Raw genomic sequence first — 19,604 nt, forward strand, 5'->3', positions numbered from 1 at the left:
TATGGTCCGACCACATGACAACGGCCCGCGCGAGAGGTCCCGCGCGGGCCGCCGGGCGGGCCGGGAGGTCAGGGCCGGTGGGTCAGGTCGAGGGCGGCGCGGACGACGCTCTCGGTGTCGATGCCGTGGTGGCGGTAGACGTCGTCCAGGGCGCCGGACTGGCCGAACCGGGTCACACCGAGCGGGGTGACCGGGGTGTTGTGGACGGTCCCGAGGAAGGCCAGCGTGTGCGGGTGACCGTCGAGGAGGGTCACGAGCGGAGCGGCCCGGCCGGCGGGGAACGCCTGGTCGAGGACCCATGTCGGGGCGTCGTCCAGACCCCGGCGGGCCTGGGCGGCGCGGAAGAGCAGGCCGGGGCTGGTGACGCAGACGACGTCGGCGGCGACACCGAGGGCCGCGAGGCGGTCCGCGGCGGCCAGCGCCTCCGGGACCATGGCGCCCATCGCGGCGAGGGTGACGTCCGGGGCGCCGGGGGCGCGGCGCAGGCCGTAGGCGCCGGCCACGGCCTGGCGGCGGCGGCGTTCGCGGGCGGCCGGATCGGCGGGGACGGCGGCCAGCGACTGGTCGACGGGGCGGGTGGAGAGCCTGAGGTAGGCGGAGCCGCCGTCGGGCCGGCCGAGGAGGGCGAGGGCGGCGAGCACGCACCACTCGGTGTCCTGGGCGAAGGCCGGCTCCCAGGTGGTGCAGCCGGGCTGCTCCAGACCGAGGGAAGGCGTGGTGACCGACTGGTGGGCGCCGCCCTCGGGGGCGAGGGTGACGCCGGAGGGGGTGCCGACGAGGAGCGACTGGCCGCCCGCGTAGATGCCGAACTGCCAGGGCTCCAAGGCCCGGTTGACGAACGGGTCGTACATGATGCCGATGGGGAGCAGGGGCTGGCCCCAGCGGCTCCAGGTGGCGCCGAGTTCGCCGAGGAGGCCGACGAGGTTGGTCTCGGCGATGCCGAGTTCCACGTGCTGGCCGGCCGGGTTCTCGCGCCAGTGCAGGATCGTCTCGGCGTCGTCGGCGAACCAGTTGACGCGCTCGGCCGGGGACCAGACGCCGACCTTGTTGAGCCAGCCGCCGAGATTGGTGGAGGAGGAGACGTCGGGACTGACGGTGACCACGCGGGCGGCGGCCTCGGGGGCGCTGCGGCTGAGGTCGAGCAGGCTCCGGCCGAACGCCTGCTGGGTGGTGCCGGTGCCGCCGGGGGTGCGGCCGAAGTCGGTGGGGACCGCCGGCGGCTCGATCCGTTCGACGGGCGCGCGGCGCAGCTCCTCGGCGCGCTCGGCGCAGAGCCGGGCGGCCGCGCCGTCGGCGGGCAGCGGGCGCCAGGGGTCGTCCGGGTCGGCGCCGGTGCGGGCGGCGAGGTCGGCGAGCTGGTCGCCGGTCAGCAGCGAGGAGTGGTTCTGCGGATGGCCCTCGCTGTGGAGACCGCGGCCCTTGACGGTGTAGGCGAGGATCACGGTCGGGCGGGTGTCGTCGATCGCCGCGTAGGCGTCGAGGAGGGCGCCGAGGTCATGGCCGCCGAGGTTGCGCACCGCGCCGTGCAGGGCCTCGTCGTCGAGGGTGGCGATGAGCTGTTCGAGGGGCTCGCGGGTGGAGCCGGTGCCGGGCAGCCGCTCCCTGAGCTGGTCGGGGGTGCAGCGCAGGAGGCGCTGGTACTCCGGGTTGCCCATGGTGTCCAGGCGGGTGCGCAGGGCCTCGCCGCCGGGGCGGGAGAACAACTCGGTGAGCTGCTCGCCGTACTTCAGGGTGAGGACCTGCCAGCCGGCCGCCTCGAACATGCCGGCGAGCCGTTCGGCGGCGAGGGCGGGGACGACGCGGTCCAGGGACTGCCGGTTGAGGTCGACGATCCAGACGACTTCGCCGAGCCCGGCGACCATCGGGTCCTGGACGGCCTCCCAGCAGGCGCCCTCGTCGAGTTCGGCGTCACCGAGGAGGGCGTACTGCCGTCCGGTGCCGGCGCCGGGGAAGCGGCCCTCGACGTAGCGGCGGGCGAGGGCGCCCCAGATCGGGGCGGTGGCGCCGATGCCGACGGAGCCGGTGGAGTAGTCGACCGGGTCGGGGTCCTTGGTACGGCTCGGGTAGCTCTGGAGGCCGCCGAAGGAGCGGAGGGTCGTGAGCGCCTCGGCGGGCAGCTCGCCGAGGAGGTGGTTGACGGCGTGCAGGGCCGGGGAGGCGTGCGGCTTGACCGAGACGCGGTCGGCGGCGGTCAGTTCGTGGAACCAGAGCGTCGTCATGATCGAGACCATGGAGGCACAGGAGGCCTGGTGGCCGCCGACCTTGAGCCCGGTGGGGTTCGGGCGGACACGGTTGGCGTGGTCGATGGTGGCGGCGGAGAGCCACAGCACCCGCCGCTCGATCTCGCCGAGGGCGGCGAGCAGCTCCTGCCGGCCGGTACGCGCAGACGTCGTCGTGTCCGGGACCATCACAGAACCTCCGGGGCGGGCGGCCGGCACCGGCCGCCGTGGGGGCGGGTGGCGCGGGCCGGGTCGTCCGGCGGCGGGCGGGCTGCGGCCGGGTCGCCGAGGCTGCGGGCGCCGAGTTGTCGTTGTGGTTCGCCAGTAGACATTCACCTTTCTGTTTGCACAAGATACGGCTGTCCGGTTGAGCAATCTGCTCAATCTCAGGGTTCGGGGAGGTGAGTCGATTGAGCACCGTGAGCCACGGTGGGGCGATCGACACGACGGACGCGCGCATCCTGCTCGCGCTGACGGAGGAACCGCGGGCCACCGCGGTGGCGCTGACGGAGCGGCTGGGTCTGTCGCGCAACACCGTGCAGGCCCGGTGGGGCCGGCTGGAGCGGGACGGCACGCTCGGCCCGTTCACCCGCCGGGTGGACGCGGCGGCGCTCGGGTACCCCTTGACGGCGTTCGTGACGATGCGTGTCGACCAGTTGCGGCTGACGGAGGTGGGGACGGCGCTCGGCGACATCCCCGAGGTGGTGGAGGTGTACGGGCTGAGCGGCGACATCGACCTGCTGGCCAGGGTGGTGGCGGCCGACGCGGACGACCTGTACCGGATCGCGGGGCAACTGCACGCCGTACCCGGGGTGGAGCGCAGCAGCACCTCCCTGGCCATGAACCAACTGGTCCCGCACCGGCTGACCCCGCTCCTGGAGCGGGCCGCCGAGGGCACGGGAAGGCGGCGCGGATGAACCGCCACCACCGGCGGCTGGCCCGCGGCCTGGCCGCCCTGCCGCTGCTGCTGACCGGATGCGGGGCCGCCGCCTCGCAGCCAGGACCCGAGCCGGGCGGGACGGCGCCGCCGGCCCCGGTGGCACCGCCGCTCGGCGCCGGGCTGGACTACCAGCTCGGCGGCGCGTACCGGCCCGGCGACGACGTCGAGGTCGTGGTGCGCGACCACGGCGCGCGGCCGGCCCGGGGGCTGTACAACGTCTGCTACGTCAACGCCTTCCAGGCCCAGCCCGGGGCGCGAGGCTGGCCCGAGGAGCTGCTGCTGCGGGACGCGCGGGGGCGCGAGGTGATCGACGAGGACTGGGACGAGGTGCTGCTCGACCTGTCCACCGAGGAACTGCGGCGGGCCGCGGCCGACCGGGTGGGCCGGTGGATCGACGGCTGCGCGCAGCGGGGGTTCGACGCGGTCGAGCCGGACAACTACGACAGTTTCACGCGCTCGGACGGGCTGCTGGACGCCGCCGACGCCCAGGCGTACCTGGCGCTGCTGGTGAAGCGGGCGCACTCCCGCGGCCTGGCGGTGGCCCAGAAGAACACGGCCGAACTGGCGGGCGACCGGAAGCGGCTGGGACTGGACTTCGCGGTGGCCGAGGAGTGCGGCGAGTACGAGGAGTGCGGGGTGTACGACAAGGCCTTCGACGGGCGCGTCCTGGTCGTGGAGTACACCGAGAGCGGGCTGGAGCGGGCCTGCGAGGCGGCGGACGGGCGGCTGTCCGTGGTGCTGCGGGACCGGGACGTGCTGCCGGAGGGCGAGGAGGGGTTCGTGCGAGCGGGCTGCTGAGGGCGGGCGGAGCCGCGGCAGCCGGGGTTCCGGTCATCGGTACAGACCAATTCTCCGGATGGACCAGACCAATCGGCCCCGCCGTCGTATCGTCGCGTGCGGCGCGGGCCGTCCGGTCACGTCGTCCGGCCGCGCCTGCCCGCAACTCCCCGGCTCCCCCACAGAAGGAGTGATGACCCGTGTCCCGCAGAGGTACCCCCACCGTCGCCGCCGTCCTGGCGGCCGTCGCCGGACTGGTCCTGACGCTGCTCTCCGGCCCCGCCGCCGCCCACGACCGGCACCGGCCGTACCATTCGCCGAGGCCCGCCTTCCCGGTGAGCGAGCGGCAGTTCGAGCGGATGTTCCCCGAGCGGGACCCGTTCTTCACCTACCAGGGGCTGCGTGAGGCCGCCGCCGCCTTCCCCGCGTTCGCGCGGACCGGGAACCCCGTGGTGCGCCGCCAGGAGGCGGCCGCCTTCCTCGCCAACGTCAGCCACGAGACCGGCGGACTCTTCTACAAGGTCGCGCAGAACGAGGAGACGTACCCGGTCTTCTGCGACACCACCCAGCCCTACGGCTGCCCCGCCGGGACCGACGCGTACTACGGGCGCGGCGCGATCATGCTGAGCTGGAACTTCAACTACAAGGCGGCCGGGGACCATCTCGGGCTCGACCTGCTGAACAACCCCTGGCTCGTCGAGGAGGACCCGGCCGTCGCCTGGATGACCGCGCTCTGGTACTGGACCACCCAGTCCGGGCCCGGCACCATGACCGGTCACGAGGCGATGACCGGGCGGCACGGCTTCGGCGAGACCGTCCGCAGCCTCAACGGCAGTGCCGAGTGCGACGGCGGCAACCCCGCCCAGATGGAGCACCGGGTGGCGCTGTACAAGGAGTTCACCCGCGTCCTGCACGCACCGCGCGGCACCGGCCTGACCTGCTGAACCCGCTCGCGACGGACTCCGGTCAGCCGGCCCGCACCAGCCGCATCCCGCTGACCAGATGTGGTGTGATGCGCACGGCGCTGTCCATGACGTGGCCGGGCAGCCGTGGCCAGGGCTGCAGCAGCCGTGCGTAACGGGCCAGGTCGGCAGGGTCCGTGACGGGCCGGCAGTAGCCGGTGACGACGACGCTCCAGCCGAGGTGGGTGACCGGGTCGAGGGCGTCCGCCTGGTAGGCGACGACGGTCCCGTGCGGGCGGGCCTGGCCGAGCAGCGCGGAGCTGTCATGGGTGCGCACCACGATCTCGTCGCCGTCCAGCAGGTGGTTGACCGGCCGGACGGCGGGCAGCGCCCGCTGCGTGAAGACGACCCGCCCCAGCGAGACGCCGCCGAGCAGGGCGAGCGCCTCGGCGCGGGTCAGTTCGACGGTGTGCCTCTCCTGCCGGGTGGCCGGGGTGCGGTGATCGGTGCTGGTCATGGGGTGGTGTCCCTTCGTACGCGGCCTGGCCCGGGGCCCGCGGCGGGCGGAGCGGGCCGGACGCGTACGAGTCAAGTCCCGCCCGACGGGCCCGCACCAGGGTCGAAAGGCCCTGGTGCGCGCCGGCCGGTCCCGGTTTCACTGCCTTCGTGTCCCGCCGCCGCCTCCCGGGCCGCCGGACAGCACGGCCCGGGCCCGGCGGCGGGACACACCAGCGCGGGACCGCGCGTCGGCGGTCCTGGGGACGACGGCCTGGACGGGCCTCGACGGGGAGGACACGCGGTGATCGCGGTCGTGGGGCACACGGATCTGACCGAGGACGCGCACGGGGTGGTACGGGCGGCGCTCCGGACCCGGCTGGCGCAGGCGCCGGCGGGTACCGGCGCACTGGTCCGGGCCGGGCGGGGACTGCCGCAGGTCTACGGCCGGGCGGCGCGGGAGGCGGGACGGCCGCTGACCGTGGTGCTGCCCGCCGAGGGGGCGGTCCCCGCGCCGCTGCCCGCCGCCGACCGGGCGGCCGCCGGCGAACTGCTGCTCCTGGCCGAGCAGGTACGGCTGCTGCCCTACGACCCGGCCGTCCGCGACACGGTGGTCGCCGCCGACGAGCGGCTGGTCGGGGCGGCGCGGACGCTGCTGGCCGTCTGGGACGGCTCCCCCTCCGACGGTTCGGACGCCACCGCCCATCTGGTCGCCTACGCCCGGGCCCGTTCGGTTCCGGTCGAGGTGGTGTGGCCGGCCGGGGCGGCCCGCAGCGGCCGGGCGGAGCGGGCACCCGGAGTCCGGCGCGGCCGGCCGGCAGCCGGGCTCGTCGGCCGGCGGCCGGGGACCTACGGCCCCGGGGGGCGGGACCTTCGGCCCTGACGCGTGCGGCCCCGGGCGGTGTGCACTGCCGGTGCACCCGGTCGGGGGCGTCCTCGGCGGACGTGCCCATACTGGGTGGTACCGGGTGGCGGGGCGCGGGTTCCGCCACCGCCCTGCCGACCGAGCGAGCCCAGCGTGTCCGACACTTCCGCACCGCCCACGGCCAGTGAGCCGATCCGCGTCTTCATCCTCGACGACCACGAGGTGGTCCGGCGAGGCGTCCGCGACCTGCTGGAGGCCGAGGAGGACATCGTCGTCGTCGGGGAGGCCGCCGACGCACGCCAGGCGCTGGCCCGCGTCCCGGCGGCCCGCCCGCAGGTCGCCGTGCTCGACGTGCGCCTCGGCGACGACGCGGGCGGTGACCACGCCGGGATCGAGGTCTGCCGCGAACTGCGGGCCCGTATGCCGGAGCTGGTCTGCCTGATGCTGACCTCGTTCGACGACGACGAGGCCCTCTTCGACGCGATCATGGCCGGCGCCTCGGGGTACGTCCTCAAGCAGATCAACGGCGCCGACCTGGTCTCCGCGGTGCGCACCGTCGCCTCGGGCACCTCGATGCTCGACCCGCGCACCACCGCCAGGGTGATGGCGCGGCTGCGCGGCGGCCCGGGTCCGGGCGAGGCACGCCCGGCCGAGCCGGAGCAGCCCTCGGTCCTCGACCGGCTCTCACCCCGCGAGCGGGAGATCCTGGAACTCATCGGCGAGGGTCTGACCAACCGGGAGATAGCCGAACGCCTCTACCTGGCCGAGAAAACGGTGAAGAACCGCATCTCCGCCATCCTCTCCAAGCTCGGAGTGGGCCGCCGCATCCAGGCGGCGATGATCGCGGGGCGGTTGCGCGAGCGGTCGTCCTGACCGGCCGCCGCGGGGTCCAGGCGCCGGCCACCCGGGGACTGGCGGCGGGGCCGGCCCTGGTGCCGCGGCAGATCAGCTGGAGTCGCAGGGGGCCGTCGGCGGCGTTGGCCGCGCCCGGCCGGACGCGGCCGTGCGGCACCCGCTCCCCCGTGACGCGGAAGGCGGGGCGAGGTGGGCGCGGTGGGCGCACCGGCCTTTGGAGTGCCGGATGACCACCTCGATGCCCTCCTGCCGGTAGCCGGCGGCCCGCCGGACACCTCCAGGGCCGCACCGCTCCGCGCGGCCGGCCCCTCCCGGCCGGCGGGCTGCCGTCGCTCCCCGGCGTACCAGGCGTACCCGGCGTGCGAGCAGATGCCGTCCGAGCCCGTGCGAACAGGGACGGCTCCCCCGCCGTGCACGGCGGTTGGCGAGAGGGGCCGGCAGCGGGCCAGGGCCTCCCGGACTTCTTCCCTCCGGTCCCGCCCGGCCTGCCCCTGGGCACGCCGGGAAGACGCGGGTACCGGGGCGCCCGACGGGACTGGAGCGGGCCGTCCCGGTCAGACGCGCAGGGGTACGCGCCAACGGACGCGGGTGCCGCCCGAAGCCGACTCGGTGAGGGTGAAGGTGCCTCGGTGGCGCTCGGCACGGTGGCGCATGTTGGCGAGGCCGCCGGTGTGGCGGGCGGGGCCCGCCGGGTCGACGCCTGTGCCGTCGTCGGTGACGGTGAGGGTCAGCGCGTCGTCGGTGGCGGTGACCGTGACGTCGATCCGGGTGGCGGCCGCGTGCCGGGCGGCGTTGGAGAGGGCCTCGGCGGCGACCGCGAGGAGCTGCTCGGCGAGGTCGTCGGGAACGGTGGTGTCCACCGGCCCGTCGATCCGCAGGGCGGGGCGGAAGCCTAGGGCACGGGCGGCGGTCTGGGTGGTCTCGGCGAGGCGGCGGCGCAGTCCCGGGTGGCCCGGTTCGTCGGCGGCGCGCAGGTCGAAGATGGTGGAGCGGATGATGCGGATGGTGGTGTCCAGGTCGTCCACGGCGCGGCTGACGCGCTCGGCCGCCTCGGGCCGGTCGGCGATGGTCCGGGTGGCCGACTGGAGGGTCATGCCGGTGGCGAAGAGGCGCTGGATGGCCAGGTCGTGCAGGTCACGCGCGATGCGGTCGCGGTCGTGGAGGACCACCAGCTCCTCCGACTCGGCCCGCCGGCGGGCCAGTTCGAGGGCGATGGCGGCCTGGTCGGCGAAGCCGGAGACGAGTTCCACGTCGCTGTCGTCGAAGGAGGCGCGGCCGGCGATCCGGCCCAGCCTGAGCGCGCCCTGCCGGCCGGAGCCGACCTGGAGCGGAACGGCGACGACCGGCCCGATGGCCGGGTCCTGGCCGTCCGCCTCGCCGGCGGGTGTCGCGTCGAAGGGGTGGGCGCGCGGGTCGGTGCGGATGTCCGAGGTGGAGACGGGGCTCCCGGTGAGGGCGGCGAGGCCCGCCAGGGAGCCGCGGGCCGGCACGGTGAGGCCGAGGATGCGGGAGGCACCGTGCCCCTGAGCGACGTCGACGGTCAGGGACGAGGCTCCGGACGCGAGGTTCGCCGGGGCCGGCCCGGCGGCCCCGGGCGGAGCGGGCGACCCGGCGGGGACGGCACCGTGGGCGACCGGGCAGCCGCCGGAGGGGGCCGTACCGGCCACCGGGGGCGGCGGTACCTGGCCGGTCGCGGCGGGAGCCTCGCCCGCGTCCCCCGAGGGCAGGAGGACGGTGGCGCTGTCGGCGCCCGCCACCTCCATGGCGCGTTCCGCGATGAGGTGCAGGACCTCGGTGGCGCGGGTGCCGGAGAGCAGGGAGCGGGTGATGTCGCCGAGGGCCTCCAGGCGCCGTTCGCGGCGGCGGCTCTCGTCGTACATGCGGGCGTTGTCGATGGCGACGCCCGCCGCGATGGAGAGGGTGGTGAGGACGGCCTCGTCGTCGGCGTCGAAGTCTCCGCCGCCCTGCTTCTCCGTCAGGTAGAGATTGCCGAAGACCTTGTCACGGACGCGCACGGGGACACCGAGGAAGGTCCGCATCGGCGGGTGGTGGGCGGGGAAGCCGTAGCTGCGCGGGTGCTGGGAGAGGTCGGTGAGGCGCAGCGGCTCGGGATGGTGGATGAGTTCACCGAGGATGCCTTGCCCGCAGGGATAGGTGCCGATCCGGGCGGCGGTCTCCTCGTCCATGCCGACGGGCAGGAACTGGGAGAGGCTGCGCCCGTCGTCGACGATGCCGAGCGCGCCGTAGCGGGCACCGGTCAGGGTGACGGCGGCGCGGACGATGCCGTGCAGGACCTCGGGGAGTTCCAGTCCCCGGCCGAGCCCCATCACGGCGTCCAGCAGGCTGGTCATCCGGTCGGGGGTACTGGGCTGCGGCCACCCGGCCACCGTGCTCGGCGCTGCGTCGGTCACTGTCGTTCCACCACTCCTCGCGTCCCGTCACCGGGTCTCTCCACCGTGTCGCGGGCGAGGTCCGCCCCCCATGGCGCCCGCCCCCGGCAGTACGCCGTTCGCGGCCCCCGCCCGCAGCAGAGCGTACGGCAGGGCGGCACACGCCCGGGCGCCACCCGGCGGGGCGGGGGCGCGGTCCGGCCGGTGCCGTGGGTCCCGGGCGGCGGGCGGGGCCGGGGCCGGGCGGCCCGTCGGCGGGGGCCGGGCGGCCCTCCGTGCGGGGAGCGGGGGCGCAGCAGCATGGTGCGGCCGGGAAGCGCCGGGGGTGACCCCATGCCCAGGAGGTGGCACGCATCCACCGCGCCCTTCCCGGACCAGAGACCGCGGCTGTGCCGTCCTGGCCCCGCCGGTGTGCGGGCCGGCCGGCGCACGGGCGCGGCGCACGTACTTGCACGGCTGGAGGACAGGGTCCGGTGGAGACGGTAGGGACGCGGGAGCGCGGGACGGCGGCGGACGGGGCGTCAGGTCCCGGGGCGCTGCCGGGGCGGCGCGCGAGTGCCGGACGGATCGTCGTCGACTGGCTGACGACCACCGACCACAAGAAGATCGGGACGCTCTACCTGGTGACGTCGTTCGTCTTCTTCCTGCTCGGTGGAGCGCTCGCCCTGGTGATGCGTGCGGAACTGGCGCGCCCCGGGACGCAGTTGATGTCCAACGAGCAGTTCAACCAGGCGTTCACCATGCACGGCTCGATCATGCTGCTGCTCTTCGCGATGCCGCTCTTCACCGGCTTCGCCAACTGGATCATGCCGCTCCAGATCGGCGCGCCCGACGTGGCGTTCCCCCGGCTGAACATGCTGGCCTACTGGCTCTTCCTGTTCGGCTCGCTGATCGCGGCGGCCGGCTTCCTCACGCCGCAGGGCGCGGCGAGCTTCGGCTGGTTCCTCTACGCGCCGCTCTCCGACGCGGTGCACTCGCCGAGCATCGGCTCGGACATGTGGATCATGGGGGTGGCGCTCTCCGGCTTCGGGTCGATCCTCGGCGCCGTCAACTTCATCACCACCATCATCTGCATGCGCGCCCCCGGCCTGACGATGTTCCGGATGCCCGTCTTCACCTGGAACGTCCTGCTGACCGGCGTGCTGATCCTGCTGGTCTTCCCGGTGCTGGCGGCGGCCCTGCTGGCGCTGGAGTGCGACCGGAAGTTCGGCTCGCACATCTTCGACGCGGCCAACGGCGGCGCCCTGCTGTGGCAGCACCTCTTCTGGTTCTTCGGCCATCCCGAGGTGTACGTACTGGCGCTGCCGTTCTTCGGGATCGTCTCGGAGGTCGTCCCGGTCTTCTCGCGGAAGCCGCTCTTCGGCTACATGGGCCTGGTCGGGGCCACCATCGCCATCGCGGGCCTGTCGGTGACGGTCTGGGCGCACCACATGTACACCACGGGCGGGGTGCTGCTGCCGTTCTTCTCCTTCATGACCTTCCTGATCGCGGTGCCGACCGGAGTGAAGTTCTTCAACTGGATCGGCACCATGTGGCGCGGCTCGCTGTCGTTCGAGACGCCGATGCTGTGGACCACCGGATTCTTGATGACCTTCCTCTTCGGCGGTCTGACCGGCGTCATCCTGGCCTCTCCGCCACTGGACTTCCACACCTCGGACTCGTACTTCGTGGTGGCCCACTTCCACTACACGCTCTTCGGCACCGTGGTGTACGCGATGTTCGCCGGTTTCCACTTCTGGTGGCCGAAGTTCACCGGCAAGATGCTCGACGAGCGGCTCGGGAAGATCACCTTCTGGACGCTGACCGCCGGATTCCACCTGACCTTCCTGGTGCAGCACTGGCTGGGCGCGGAAGGTATGCCCCGCCGGTACGCGGACTACCTGGCGGCGGACGGCTTCACCGCGCTCAACACCGTCTCGACCATCGGCTCGTTCCTGCTCGGCCTCTCCTTCCTGCCGTTCCTCTACAACGTCTGGCGCACCGCCCACTACGGCGAGAAGGTCACCGACGACGACCCGTGGGGGTACGGGCGCTCACTGGAGTGGGCCACCTCGTGCCCGCCGCCGCGCCACAACTTCCTCTCGCTGCCACGGATTCGCAGCGAGTCCCCCGCCTTCGACCTGCACCATCCGGAGATCGCCGCACGCGAGAAGGCCGACGCGCCCTGAGCGCGCCCGCGCCGTCGGCCGCCCTTCTCCCTTTACCTTGATCTCCCCCTGACCTGCCCCTCTGCGAGGTGACGCGCGATGTCCCACGGAGTGCTCGCCCTCGGCGGCGCCGCCCTGTGCCTGTCGGGTTCCGTCTGGTACGTGCCCGCCTGGGCCGACCTGCGAGCCGGGCCCGACCGGCCCGCCTCCCGGCGGCTGGCCGCGGCCGCGGTCCTGGTGCTGTGGACGGGCGCCCTGCTCGCCACGGCGCTGCTGGCCTGGTCCGGGCCCCGGCCGGCGCTGGCCTCGGCCGCGCTCGCCGGGCCGGTGGCGGCCGGGACGGCGCTCGCCGCCCGGGCGCGGGCGGGCAGGGAGCGACGGGAGGCGGCGGCCGGGTGGCGGCTGCTGGGAGCACCCACCCCGGGCCCGGGCCCCCGCCGGGCCCGGCGTGTCCTGCTGGCCTGGCTGGTGGCGGGGCTGGGTGCGGCCGTCGCCGCGGGAGCGGCGGCGCGCGGCGCGGGGGCGTGGCAGGCGGCATCGGCGGCCGGGGCGGTGACGGTCGCGGCCCTGCTCACCGGCGGGGCACGGGCGGGGCTGCTGGTGCGGCGGGCGGCGCCGGGGCAGGCTCGGGACCAAAGTCCCTACCGCTGGTGAAAACGGTTGTCGTACCCTCGGGGCCATGGCACGCACCGACATACGCCCCGTGATCAAGCTCCGCTCCACGGCGGGGACCGGCTACACCTACGTGACCACCAAGAGCCGCCGCAACGATCCCGACCGGATCGCCCTGCGGAAGTTCGACCCGGTCGCCGGCCGCCACGTGGAGTTCCGCGAGGAGCGCTGACCGACCCGCCACCGCGAGGTGGCGTCCCCCGGGCCCGCCCGCCCCACCGGCGTGCGGGCCTTCGTCATGCCCGGGGGCGCGCGGTCCCGTGCACGGCGCACGCGCGGGCGAATTTTGCATGGTGTGCATTTTTGCGTAAAGTGCAGCGGGTGATGGAGTCAGGTGCCGCGCTCGGCCTCCGCGAGCGCAAGAAGCGGGCGACCCGGGCCGCCCTCGGCGAGGCGGCGGTCCGCCTCGCCGCCGAACACGGCGCCGACCACGTCACCGTCGAGATGATCAGCGAAGCCGCCGGGGTCTCCCCGCGCACCTTCTTCAACTACTTCGCCTCGCACGACGACGCCTTCGTGATGATCGACGCCGACCTGGCCCCCCGGGTCACCCGCGCCGTGCTCGCGGCCCCCGCCGCGCTGCCCCCGCTGGAGGCGCTGCGCACCGCGCTCGCCGCCGAGCTGGCCGACGTCGAGAACCAGTCCGAACTGTGGTCGCTCCTCCCGGTCGTCCTGGACCGCTCCCCCCGGCTCTTCGCCCGGGTGATGGCGGCCCAGGCGGGCCAGGAGCAGGAACTGGCACGCGCCATCGCGGTCCGGCTGGGCCACGAGGTGGCCGAGGCCGCCGACGCGTGCGGCGGGCGGGACACCGGTCTCTACGCCCAGTTGCTGGCGGGCGTCGCGGGCACGGCCGTGCGGGTCTCGGTGGGGCATTGGTGCGCGCACCCCGAGACGCCGTTCGCCGAGACCTTCCACGAGGTCTTCGACCAGCTCGCGGCCGGCCTCTCCGCCCCCGCCACGCCGGCCGGGACCGAGCGGTGAGGCCGCCGCGCGCCCCGGCGCCACCGAGCCACCGCGCCTGACCCCGGCCCCCGCCGTCGCGCTCCGGCGACCCGGGTACCAGCCTGTCCCCTTCCACCGCACTCCCCTCGTGGCGCCACCGCCGACGACCGGAGTCCTACGGCGAGCCGCGTGTCCCCGTCAGGGCGCGCCCGCCACTTGTCGGACGGTACTCCGCCCGGCCGCCACCACCGCCCGTACCACCCGCCGACCCCGAGAAGGACGCCGTGCAGAGTGCCACCGAGACGGAGCCCGGCCACGCGCCGGGCCCGATGAACGACAAACAGATACTTCAGGCGATGTCCGGCCTGATGGCGGGCATGTTCGTCGCCATCCTCGCCGGAACGGTCGTCGCCAACGCCCTGCCGAGGATCATCGCCGACCTCGGCGCCTCGCAGTCCTCCTACACCTGGGTGGTCACCGCCGAGCTGCTCGCCATGACGGCGACGGTGCCGCTCTGGGGCAAGCTCTCCGACCTCTACAACCAGAAGATGCTGCTCCAGCTCTCGCTGAGCCTGTTCGTCGTCGGTTCGCTCGTGGCGGGCTTCTCCCACGACGTGGGGCTGCTGATCTTCAGCCGCGTCGTCCAGGGCGTCGGCGCCGGTGGTCTCACCGCGCTCGCGCAGGTCGTGATGGCCGCGATCATCCCGCCGCGCCGCCTCGGCAAGTACGCGGGCATCTTCGGTGCCGTCTTCGCCGTCGGCACCGTCGCCGGCCCGCTCATCGGCGGTGTCCTGGTCGACACCTCCTGGCTCGGCTGGCGCTGGTGCTTCTTCATCGGCGTGCCGTTCGCGCTGCTCGGCATCGTCCTGCTCCAGCGCACCCTGAAGCTGCCGACGGTCCGCCGCGAGGTGACCATCGACTACCTGGGCGCCTTCCTCATCGTCACCGGTGTCTGCGCCCTGCTGATCTGGACCTCGCTGGCGGGCAACTCCTTCGACTGGGCCTCCTGGCAGACCGCCGCGCTCACCCTGACCGGCACCGCCCTGCTGCTCGCCGCGGTCTTCGTGGAGTCCCGCGCCAAGGACCCGGTCATCCCGCTGTCGATCTTCCGCAACCGCACCGTCACCCTCACCACGGTGGCGAGCCTCTTCGTCGGTGTCGCGATGTTCGCCGGCACGGTCTTCCTGTCGCAGTACTTCCAGATCGCACTGGGCAAGTCGCCGACGGTGGCCGGCCTGATGAGCCTGCCGATGATCGGCGGTCTGCTGGTCTCCTCCACCGTCGCCGGACAGCTGATCAGCCGCACCGGCAAGTGGAAGGGATACCTGGTCGCGGGCGGCATCACCATGACCGCCGGGCTGGGGCTGCTCTCCACCATCGGCGCCGACACCTCGTTCGGGGTGCTCAGCGTCTACATGGCGGTCCTCGGCGTCGGCGTCGGCATGCTGATGCAGAACCTCGTGCTCGCCGCCCAGAACGACGTGCCCGCGCAGGACCTGGGCACCGCGACCTCGGTGCTGTCCTTCTTCCGCAGCCTCGGCGGCACCGTCGGTGTCAGCGTCCTCGGCGCGATCCTCGCCAACCGGGTCGCCAGCGAGATGACCAAGGGCCTGGGCCAGGCGGGTATCGCCCCGGAGGGCGGCGGCGGCCACGCCGTCCCCGACATGACGCAGCTCCCCGAGACGCTGCGGCCCATCGTCGAGAACGCCTACGGGGTCGCCACCGGGGACCTCTTCCTGATCTCCACGCCGTTCGCGGTGCTCGCGCTGATCGTCGTCCTCTTCATCAAGGAGAAGCCGCTGAAGACCACCAGCGGAATGGAGCGGCGCCTGGCCGAGGCGGAGGCCGGGGCCACCTCCGGCGCCGACGGCGCCGGCGGCGCCGGCGACGGCGTCGACCTGTCCAAGGACGGCTCCGGCGACGAGGGCACGGGCGGCTCCCCGGCCGTCGAGAAGGAGCCCGCGGGCCGCTGACCCCGGGGACCCGGCACGTACGGCCCGGAGGCGGGGCCGCCCCGGCGAGGAGGCGGCCCCGCCTTCGGGGGTCAAGGGCGGGGCCGCCGAGGAGGGCTCGGCCGGGCCGCCTCCGGAGGGGGTGTGAGGCGGCGGGGCCGGGCTGCCCGGGTCACTGGTCTGGTGCCCGCTCCGCCGCGACTCATGCGGAAGGGCCGGATTCGTCTCGACGAATCCGGCCCTTTCCGTGTTCCCGGGGACAGCGCGGCGCCCCCGTCCGGACGTCAGACCGCGTCCGCGGGCTCCGCGGCGTCGACGACGGGCCGGTCCGTGGCGTCCGGGGCCTGGTAGCGCTCGTGCGGGACGACCATCGGGGTGCCGGTCCGGGGGTCGGGGGCGATGTCGCAGGCCAGCCCGAAGACCTCCCGGACCAGTCCGGCCGTCATGACCTCCTCGGGGGCGCCCTGCGCGTACACCTCGCCGCGGTCCATGACGACCAGGTGGGAGGCGAAGCGTGCCGCCTGGTTGAGGTCGTGGAGGACGGCGACGATGGTGCGGCCCTCCCGGTTCAGCTCGGCGCACAGCTCCAGCAGGTCGTACTGGTGGGCGATGTCCAGGAAGGTCGTCGGCTCGTCCAGGAGCAGCAGCTCCGTCTCCTGGGCCAGCACCATGGCGATCCAGGCGCGCTGGCGCTGGCCACCGGAGAGCTGCCCCGCCTGCTCCTCGGCCAGCTCGGTCAGGCCGGTGCGGTCCAGCGCGAAGGCGATGGCCCGGTCGTCGTCGGGCGACCACTGGCGCAGCAGGGTGTGGTGCGGGTAGCGGCCCCGGCGGACCAGGTCGCGGACGGTGATCCCGTCGGGGGCGACCGGGCTCTGCGGCAGCAGGGCGACGTGCCGGGCCGCCTCCTTGCCCCGGTACTCGTGCAGGTTTCTGCCGTGCAGGTGGAAGGTGCCGTGCTCCGGCTTGAGGATGCGGCCGTACCCCTTGAGCAGGGTCGACTTGCCGCAGCCGTTGGGGCCGATGATGACGGTGAGGCCGCCGTGCGGCAGGTCCAGGGTGACGTCGCGGACGATCGGGTCGCCGCCGTAGGAGAGGGTGACCCCGCGCGCGCCGAGCCCCTTCTGCGGCGCGCCGCCTCCGGCCGTGGGGGCCGGGGTGCGGGCCGCGGTCTTCTTCGCCGCTGTCTTCACAGGTTTCCCTTCCGCCATTCGCGGGTGAGCAGATAGCCGAGGTAGAGGCCGCCGATGGCCATGGTGTAGATGCCGACGGGCAGGTTGTCGAACCACGGCACCTGCTGGGCCGCGAGGTCCGCGAGGACCAGCAGCAGGGCGCCGGTGAGCGCGGCGAGGAACAGGTGGGGCCCGGTGCCCCGGGTCAGCCGCCGGGCGATCTGCGGCGCGGTCAGCGAGATGAAGGCGATCGGCCCGGCGACGCTGACCGCCCCGGCCGACAGGACGATGGAGAGCAGTACGGCCGAGGTCTTGGTGGACCGGGGCTCGGCCCCGAGGCCGGCCGCCAGTTCGTCGCCCATCTCGCCCATCTCCAGGCGCCGCGAGACCAGCGCGGTGAGCGGGGCGGCGACCAGCAGGACCAGCCCGATGGTGAGCGCGTGGTCCCAGGAGCGGGCGGCGAGGCTGCCGTTGATGTAGGCGGTCAGCGCGGTGGCGTTGTCCCGCTCGACGGCGTAGACGACGTACTGGGTGAAGGCGGTGGCGAGGGCGGCGACGCCGATGCCCGCGACGACCAGGCGGCCGGGGTCGCGGAAGCCGGTGCCGGTGGAGACGTGGACCACGGCCATGGCGAGGGCGGCGCCGAGCAGGGCACCGAGCCAGATGGGGCTGCCGGGCAGGAAGAGCGCGAAGAAGGCGGCGCCCGCGCCGGCGCCGGAGGCGAGACCGATGACGTCGGGGCTGCCGAGCGGGTTGCGGGTGACCGACTGGAAGAGGGCACCGGAGAGGCCGAGGGCGGCTCCGGCGCCGATGCCGGTGACCAGGCGGGGGCCGCGGAGCCGGTTGAGGACGAAGCGGTTCTTCCCCTCGGCACCGCCGAGGACGGCGCCCGGGAGCTCGTGCAGCGGGACACCGAGGCGGCCCAGGCTCAGCGTGGCGACGGCCGCCAGGACGGTGAGGAGCAGCAGGACGAGCGCGACGACCACGGAGATCCGGCGCACCGGCAGCGCGACCGAGGAGCCGATCCGCAGGTGGCCGCCGGCCCGGGCGGGCGCGGCGGGCGCCGGGGCGGGGCGGTCCTGGAGCTGGGGGGTGTTCATGAGTTCCCCTTCATCCGGCGGACGGCGTAGAGCAGCGCGGGGGCGCCGAGGAAGGCGGTGACGACACCGACCATGAGTTCCTGCGGGCGCAGCACCAGCCGGCCGGCCACGTCGGCGAGGAGGAGCAGGGCCGGACCGAGCAGTGCGGAGAAGACCAGTTGCAGCCGGAAGTCGACGCCGACGACGGCACGGACCACGTGCGGGACGGCGAGGCCGACGAAGGCGATCGGGCCGACGGCGGCGGTGGCGGCGGCCGCCAGCACGGTGGCGGAGAGCAGCCCGGCGGCGCGGACCACGGCCGGGTTGGCGCCGAGCGAGGAGGCGGACTCGTCGCCGAGGGCGAGCGAGTTGAGGCCGGGGGCGAGCGGCAGGGCGACCAGCAGACCGGCGACGGCGAACGGCAGGACGGCCCAGAAGACCTCCATGTCCCGTCCGGCGAGGGCGCCGACCACCCAGTAGCGGTAGCTGTCGAAGACCTTCGGCAGGCTGAGGGTGACGGCCTGGATGTAGGCGTGCAGGACCGCCGAGAGCACCGCTCCGGCGAGGACCAGGCGGACCAGCCCGCCGCTGCGGGAGCCGGCCGCGCCGATGGCGTAGACCGCCACACCCGCGAGGATCGCGCCGGGCAGCGCCCACCAGACGGTCTCGGCGCCGGAGGTGGCGCCGAGGAAGGCGGTGGCGGTGACGACGCTGGCGGAGGCTCCGGCGTTGATGCCGAGCATCCCGGGGTCGGCGAGCGGGTTGCGGCTGATGCCCTGCATGAGGGTGCCGGCGACGGCGAGGCAGACGCCGGCGAGGACCCCGAGGGCGGTGCGCGGATAGCGGCTCTCGACGACGCTGACGACGTACGGGTCGCCGTGGCCCGCCAGGACGTCGAGGACGTCGCCCAGCGGGGTGGTGCGGCTGCCGAACATGACGCTGGCCGCCACCGCGAGAGCGAGGACGGCGACGCCGGCGAGGAGGGCGGAAACCCGCCGAGCGGTGCCGGCACGCGAGGTGCCGGCACCGCTCGGGCGAGCGACGGTGGTCGTGGCCATGAAGGAGAGCGGTGCCTCAGTCGAGGGTCTCGACGGCGTCGTCGATCATCGGCAGGTAGCGCTCGACGACCCACGGCACGGTGAGCGGGTTGATGATCGAGGAGGCGGTGACGAAGGAGGTGTCCTCACTGGTGACGAGCGAGCCGCGCTTCACGGCCGGCATGGCGGCGTACAGCGGCTGCTTCTCGATCTCGGCGCGGGTCTTCTTGTCGGTGTAGAAGGTGAAGAGCAGGTCGCTGTCCTTCAGCTTCTCGGCGTTCTCCAGGCCGATGATGGCCGAGTCGGTGCCCTCGACCTCCTTGAAGGTCTTCACCACCGGGTCGACCGTCAGGCCGAGGCCGGTCAGCATCTCGACCCGCTGCTCCTCGGGCAGGAAGACGCCGAGCGAGCCGGGGCCGTCGGTGTAGATGTAGGAGAAGGTGACGTCCTTGTACTTCGGACGGGTCGCGGCGGCGTCGGCGAACTGCTTTTTGATGTCCTTGATGAGGCCCTCGCCCTCGTCGCTCTTGCCGAGCGCCTTGGCGATGATCTCGATCTGCTCGTCCCAGTTGGTCGACCAGGGCAGCTCGGGGTAGGCGACGGTCGGCGCGATGTCCTTGAGGATGTCGTACTGCTCCTCGGTCACGCCGGACCACGGGGCGAGGATGACGTCGGGCTCCAGCTCGGTGATGGTCTCGAAGTCGATGTCCTCGCCGCCGGCGAACTGCTTGGGGAGCTTGTCGCCCTTCTCCTTCACCGCCTCGTTGATCCACGGCAGGTAGCCGGACTTGTCGCTGCCCCACTCGTAGCTCTCGATGCCGACCGGGGTGGTGCCGAGCGCGATGGCGGTCTCGGCGGAACCCTGGCCGAGGGTGACGACCTTCTTCGGCTCCTCGGGTATCTCGGCGGTGCCGAGCTTGCTCTTGATGGAGACGGGGAAGGCACCGTCGCTCTTGGCGGAGGCGCTCGGCTTGTCCTCGTTCGAGGAGGAGCAGCCGCCGAGGACGACGACGAGCGCGGTGGCCGCGGCCGAGACGGCGACCGCCTTGCGGCGGGCCTGCGAGAACAACGATGACATGGACGTTTCCTCAGGTCTGAAGAGGTACGGAGCCGAGCCGCCGGCCGGCACGAGGGAGGACCCAGGAGCCGGGAGAACGAGGGCT

At 74.0% G+C, this 19,604-nt stretch carries 17 protein-coding genes; 10 read left to right on the forward strand and 7 right to left on the reverse strand.

Going from position 1 to position 19,604, the window contains the following annotated elements; all coding sequences use genetic code 11:
- Positions 1-68: 68 nt before the first annotated feature.
- Entirely contained in the window at positions 69-2,408 is a 2,340-nt protein-coding gene (locus Sdia_RS22880) for a thiamine pyrophosphate-binding protein (RefSeq protein WP_100457286.1), read from the reverse strand.
- A 230-nt stretch (positions 2,409-2,638) separates the two neighbouring features.
- Between Sdia_RS22880 and Sdia_RS22885 the strand changes: the two genes are divergently transcribed.
- The 3 genes from Sdia_RS22885 to Sdia_RS22895 all read left to right on the forward strand — a co-directional run bounded on the left by Sdia_RS22885 (position 2,639) and on the right by Sdia_RS22895 (position 4,880).
- Entirely contained in the window at positions 2,639-3,136 is a 498-nt protein-coding gene (locus Sdia_RS22885) for an Lrp/AsnC family transcriptional regulator (RefSeq protein WP_115069491.1), read from the forward strand.
- The gene (locus Sdia_RS22890) at positions 3,133-3,957 is read left to right on the forward strand and encodes an endo alpha-1,4 polygalactosaminidase (protein WP_189500359.1); all 825 of its coding nucleotides are present in this window, start codon (positions 3,133-3,135) and stop codon (positions 3,955-3,957) included. The genes Sdia_RS22885 and Sdia_RS22890 overlap by 4 nt, the downstream gene beginning before the upstream one ends.
- A gap of 179 nt (positions 3,958-4,136) precedes the next feature.
- Positions 4,137-4,880 carry a chitinase gene (locus tag Sdia_RS22895; RefSeq protein ID WP_100457288.1) on the forward strand — a complete coding sequence of 248 codons (744 nt, stop codon included), beginning with the start codon at positions 4,137-4,139 and terminating at the stop codon, positions 4,878-4,880.
- A 22-nt stretch (positions 4,881-4,902) separates the two neighbouring features.
- On the opposite strand, the gene Sdia_RS22900 is transcribed toward Sdia_RS22895, so the two are convergent.
- The gene (locus tag Sdia_RS22900) at positions 4,903-5,355 is read right to left on the reverse strand and encodes a pyridoxamine 5'-phosphate oxidase family protein (protein ID WP_100457289.1); all 453 of its coding nucleotides are present in this window, start codon (positions 5,353-5,355) and stop codon (positions 4,903-4,905) included.
- A 282-nt stretch (positions 5,356-5,637) separates the two neighbouring features.
- Here Sdia_RS22900 and Sdia_RS22905 point away from each other — a divergent pair, with 282 nt between their 5' ends.
- Complete coding sequence (locus tag Sdia_RS22905) at positions 5,638-6,216, forward strand: hypothetical protein (protein WP_229831440.1); 579 nt, start codon at positions 5,638-5,640, stop codon at positions 6,214-6,216.
- 135 nt (positions 6,217-6,351) lie between these two features.
- Positions 6,352-7,071 carry a response regulator gene (locus tag Sdia_RS22910; RefSeq protein WP_100457290.1) on the forward strand — a complete coding sequence of 240 codons (720 nt, stop codon included), beginning with the start codon at positions 6,352-6,354 and terminating at the stop codon, positions 7,069-7,071.
- 536 nt (positions 7,072-7,607) lie between these two features.
- Here Sdia_RS22910 and Sdia_RS22915 read toward each other — a convergent pair.
- Positions 7,608-9,404 (reverse strand): sensor histidine kinase, encoded by a 1,797-nt coding sequence (locus tag Sdia_RS22915; protein ID WP_189500371.1) that lies wholly within the window; start codon positions 9,402-9,404, stop codon positions 7,608-7,610.
- Between the two features lie 512 nt (positions 9,405-9,916).
- Between Sdia_RS22915 and ctaD the strand changes: the two genes are divergently transcribed.
- From ctaD to Sdia_RS22940, 5 genes are all read left to right on the forward strand, one after another.
- Positions 9,917-11,611 (forward strand): aa3-type cytochrome oxidase subunit I, encoded by a 1,695-nt coding sequence (gene ctaD, locus Sdia_RS22920; protein WP_100457291.1) that lies wholly within the window; start codon positions 9,917-9,919, stop codon positions 11,609-11,611.
- Between the two features lie 78 nt (positions 11,612-11,689).
- Positions 11,690-12,244 (forward strand): hypothetical protein, encoded by a 555-nt coding sequence (locus Sdia_RS22925; RefSeq protein ID WP_100457292.1) that lies wholly within the window; start codon positions 11,690-11,692, stop codon positions 12,242-12,244.
- Positions 12,245-12,269: 25 nt separating this feature from the next.
- Entirely contained in the window at positions 12,270-12,434 is a 165-nt protein-coding gene (gene rpmG, locus Sdia_RS22930; protein WP_100457293.1) for a 50S ribosomal protein L33, read from the forward strand.
- 152 nt (positions 12,435-12,586) lie between these two features.
- Complete coding sequence (locus Sdia_RS22935) at positions 12,587-13,243, forward strand: TetR/AcrR family transcriptional regulator (protein ID WP_100457294.1); 657 nt, start codon at positions 12,587-12,589, stop codon at positions 13,241-13,243.
- A gap of 245 nt (positions 13,244-13,488) precedes the next feature.
- On the forward strand, positions 13,489-15,177 hold the full coding sequence (locus Sdia_RS22940) for an MDR family MFS transporter (RefSeq protein ID WP_466663575.1): 1,689 nt from the start codon (positions 13,489-13,491) through the stop codon (positions 15,175-15,177).
- A 263-nt stretch (positions 15,178-15,440) separates the two neighbouring features.
- On the opposite strand, the gene Sdia_RS22945 is transcribed toward Sdia_RS22940, so the two are convergent.
- Genes Sdia_RS22945 through Sdia_RS22960 form a run of 4 tightly spaced genes read right to left on the reverse strand, consistent with a single transcriptional unit; the run spans position 15,441 to position 19,519 of the window.
- Positions 15,441-16,346 carry an ABC transporter ATP-binding protein gene (locus tag Sdia_RS22945; protein ID WP_100457295.1) on the reverse strand — a complete coding sequence of 302 codons (906 nt, stop codon included), beginning with the start codon at positions 16,344-16,346 and terminating at the stop codon, positions 15,441-15,443.
- Positions 16,343-17,425 carry a FecCD family ABC transporter permease gene (locus tag Sdia_RS22950; RefSeq protein WP_115069091.1) on the reverse strand — a complete coding sequence of 361 codons (1,083 nt, stop codon included), beginning with the start codon at positions 17,423-17,425 and terminating at the stop codon, positions 16,343-16,345. The genes Sdia_RS22945 and Sdia_RS22950 overlap by 4 nt, the downstream gene beginning before the upstream one ends.
- On the reverse strand, positions 17,422-18,462 hold the full coding sequence (locus tag Sdia_RS22955; RefSeq protein WP_100457297.1) for a FecCD family ABC transporter permease: 1,041 nt from the start codon (positions 18,460-18,462) through the stop codon (positions 17,422-17,424). Before Sdia_RS22955 ends, Sdia_RS22950 begins: the two co-directional genes overlap by 4 nt.
- Positions 18,463-18,478: 16 nt before the next feature.
- Positions 18,479-19,519, reverse strand: coding sequence for an iron-siderophore ABC transporter substrate-binding protein (locus tag Sdia_RS22960; RefSeq protein ID WP_189500358.1), 1,041 nt, complete (start codon positions 19,517-19,519; stop codon positions 18,479-18,481).
- Between the last annotated feature and the right edge of the window lie 85 nt (positions 19,520-19,604).

The organism is Streptomyces diastaticus subsp. diastaticus (assembly GCF_011170125.1).
GTDB classification, from domain to species: domain Bacteria; phylum Actinomycetota; class Actinomycetes; order Streptomycetales; family Streptomycetaceae; genus Streptomyces; species Streptomyces diastaticus.

What these genes read in the sequence shown, in the direction of transcription:
- Sdia_RS22880 (WP_100457286.1), bottom strand. Translation starts at nt 2,408, where the DNA reads ATGGTCCCGGACACGACGACGTCTGCGCGTACCGGCCGGCAGGAGCTG.
- Sdia_RS22955 (WP_100457297.1), bottom strand. Translation starts at nt 18,462, where the DNA reads ATGGCCACGACCACCGTCGCTCGCCCGAGCGGTGCCGGCACCTCGCGT.
- Sdia_RS22950 (WP_115069091.1), bottom strand. Translation starts at nt 17,425, where the DNA reads ATGAACACCCCCCAGCTCCAGGACCGCCCCGCCCCGGCGCCCGCCGCG.
- Sdia_RS22900 (WP_100457289.1), bottom strand. Translation starts at nt 5,355, where the DNA reads ATGACCAGCACCGATCACCGCACCCCGGCCACCCGGCAGGAGAGGCAC.
- Sdia_RS22925 (WP_100457292.1), top strand. Translation starts at nt 11,690, where the DNA reads ATGTCCCACGGAGTGCTCGCCCTCGGCGGCGCCGCCCTGTGCCTGTCG.
- Sdia_RS22960 (WP_189500358.1), bottom strand. Translation starts at nt 19,519, where the DNA reads ATGTCATCGTTGTTCTCGCAGGCCCGCCGCAAGGCGGTCGCCGTCTCG.
- Sdia_RS22890 (WP_189500359.1), top strand. Translation starts at nt 3,133, where the DNA reads ATGAACCGCCACCACCGGCGGCTGGCCCGCGGCCTGGCCGCCCTGCCG.
- Sdia_RS22915 (WP_189500371.1), bottom strand. Translation starts at nt 9,404, where the DNA reads ATGACCAGCCTGCTGGACGCCGTGATGGGGCTCGGCCGGGGACTGGAA.
- Sdia_RS22935 (WP_100457294.1), top strand. Translation starts at nt 12,587, where the DNA reads ATGGAGTCAGGTGCCGCGCTCGGCCTCCGCGAGCGCAAGAAGCGGGCG.
- rpmG (WP_100457293.1), top strand. Translation starts at nt 12,270, where the DNA reads ATGGCACGCACCGACATACGCCCCGTGATCAAGCTCCGCTCCACGGCG.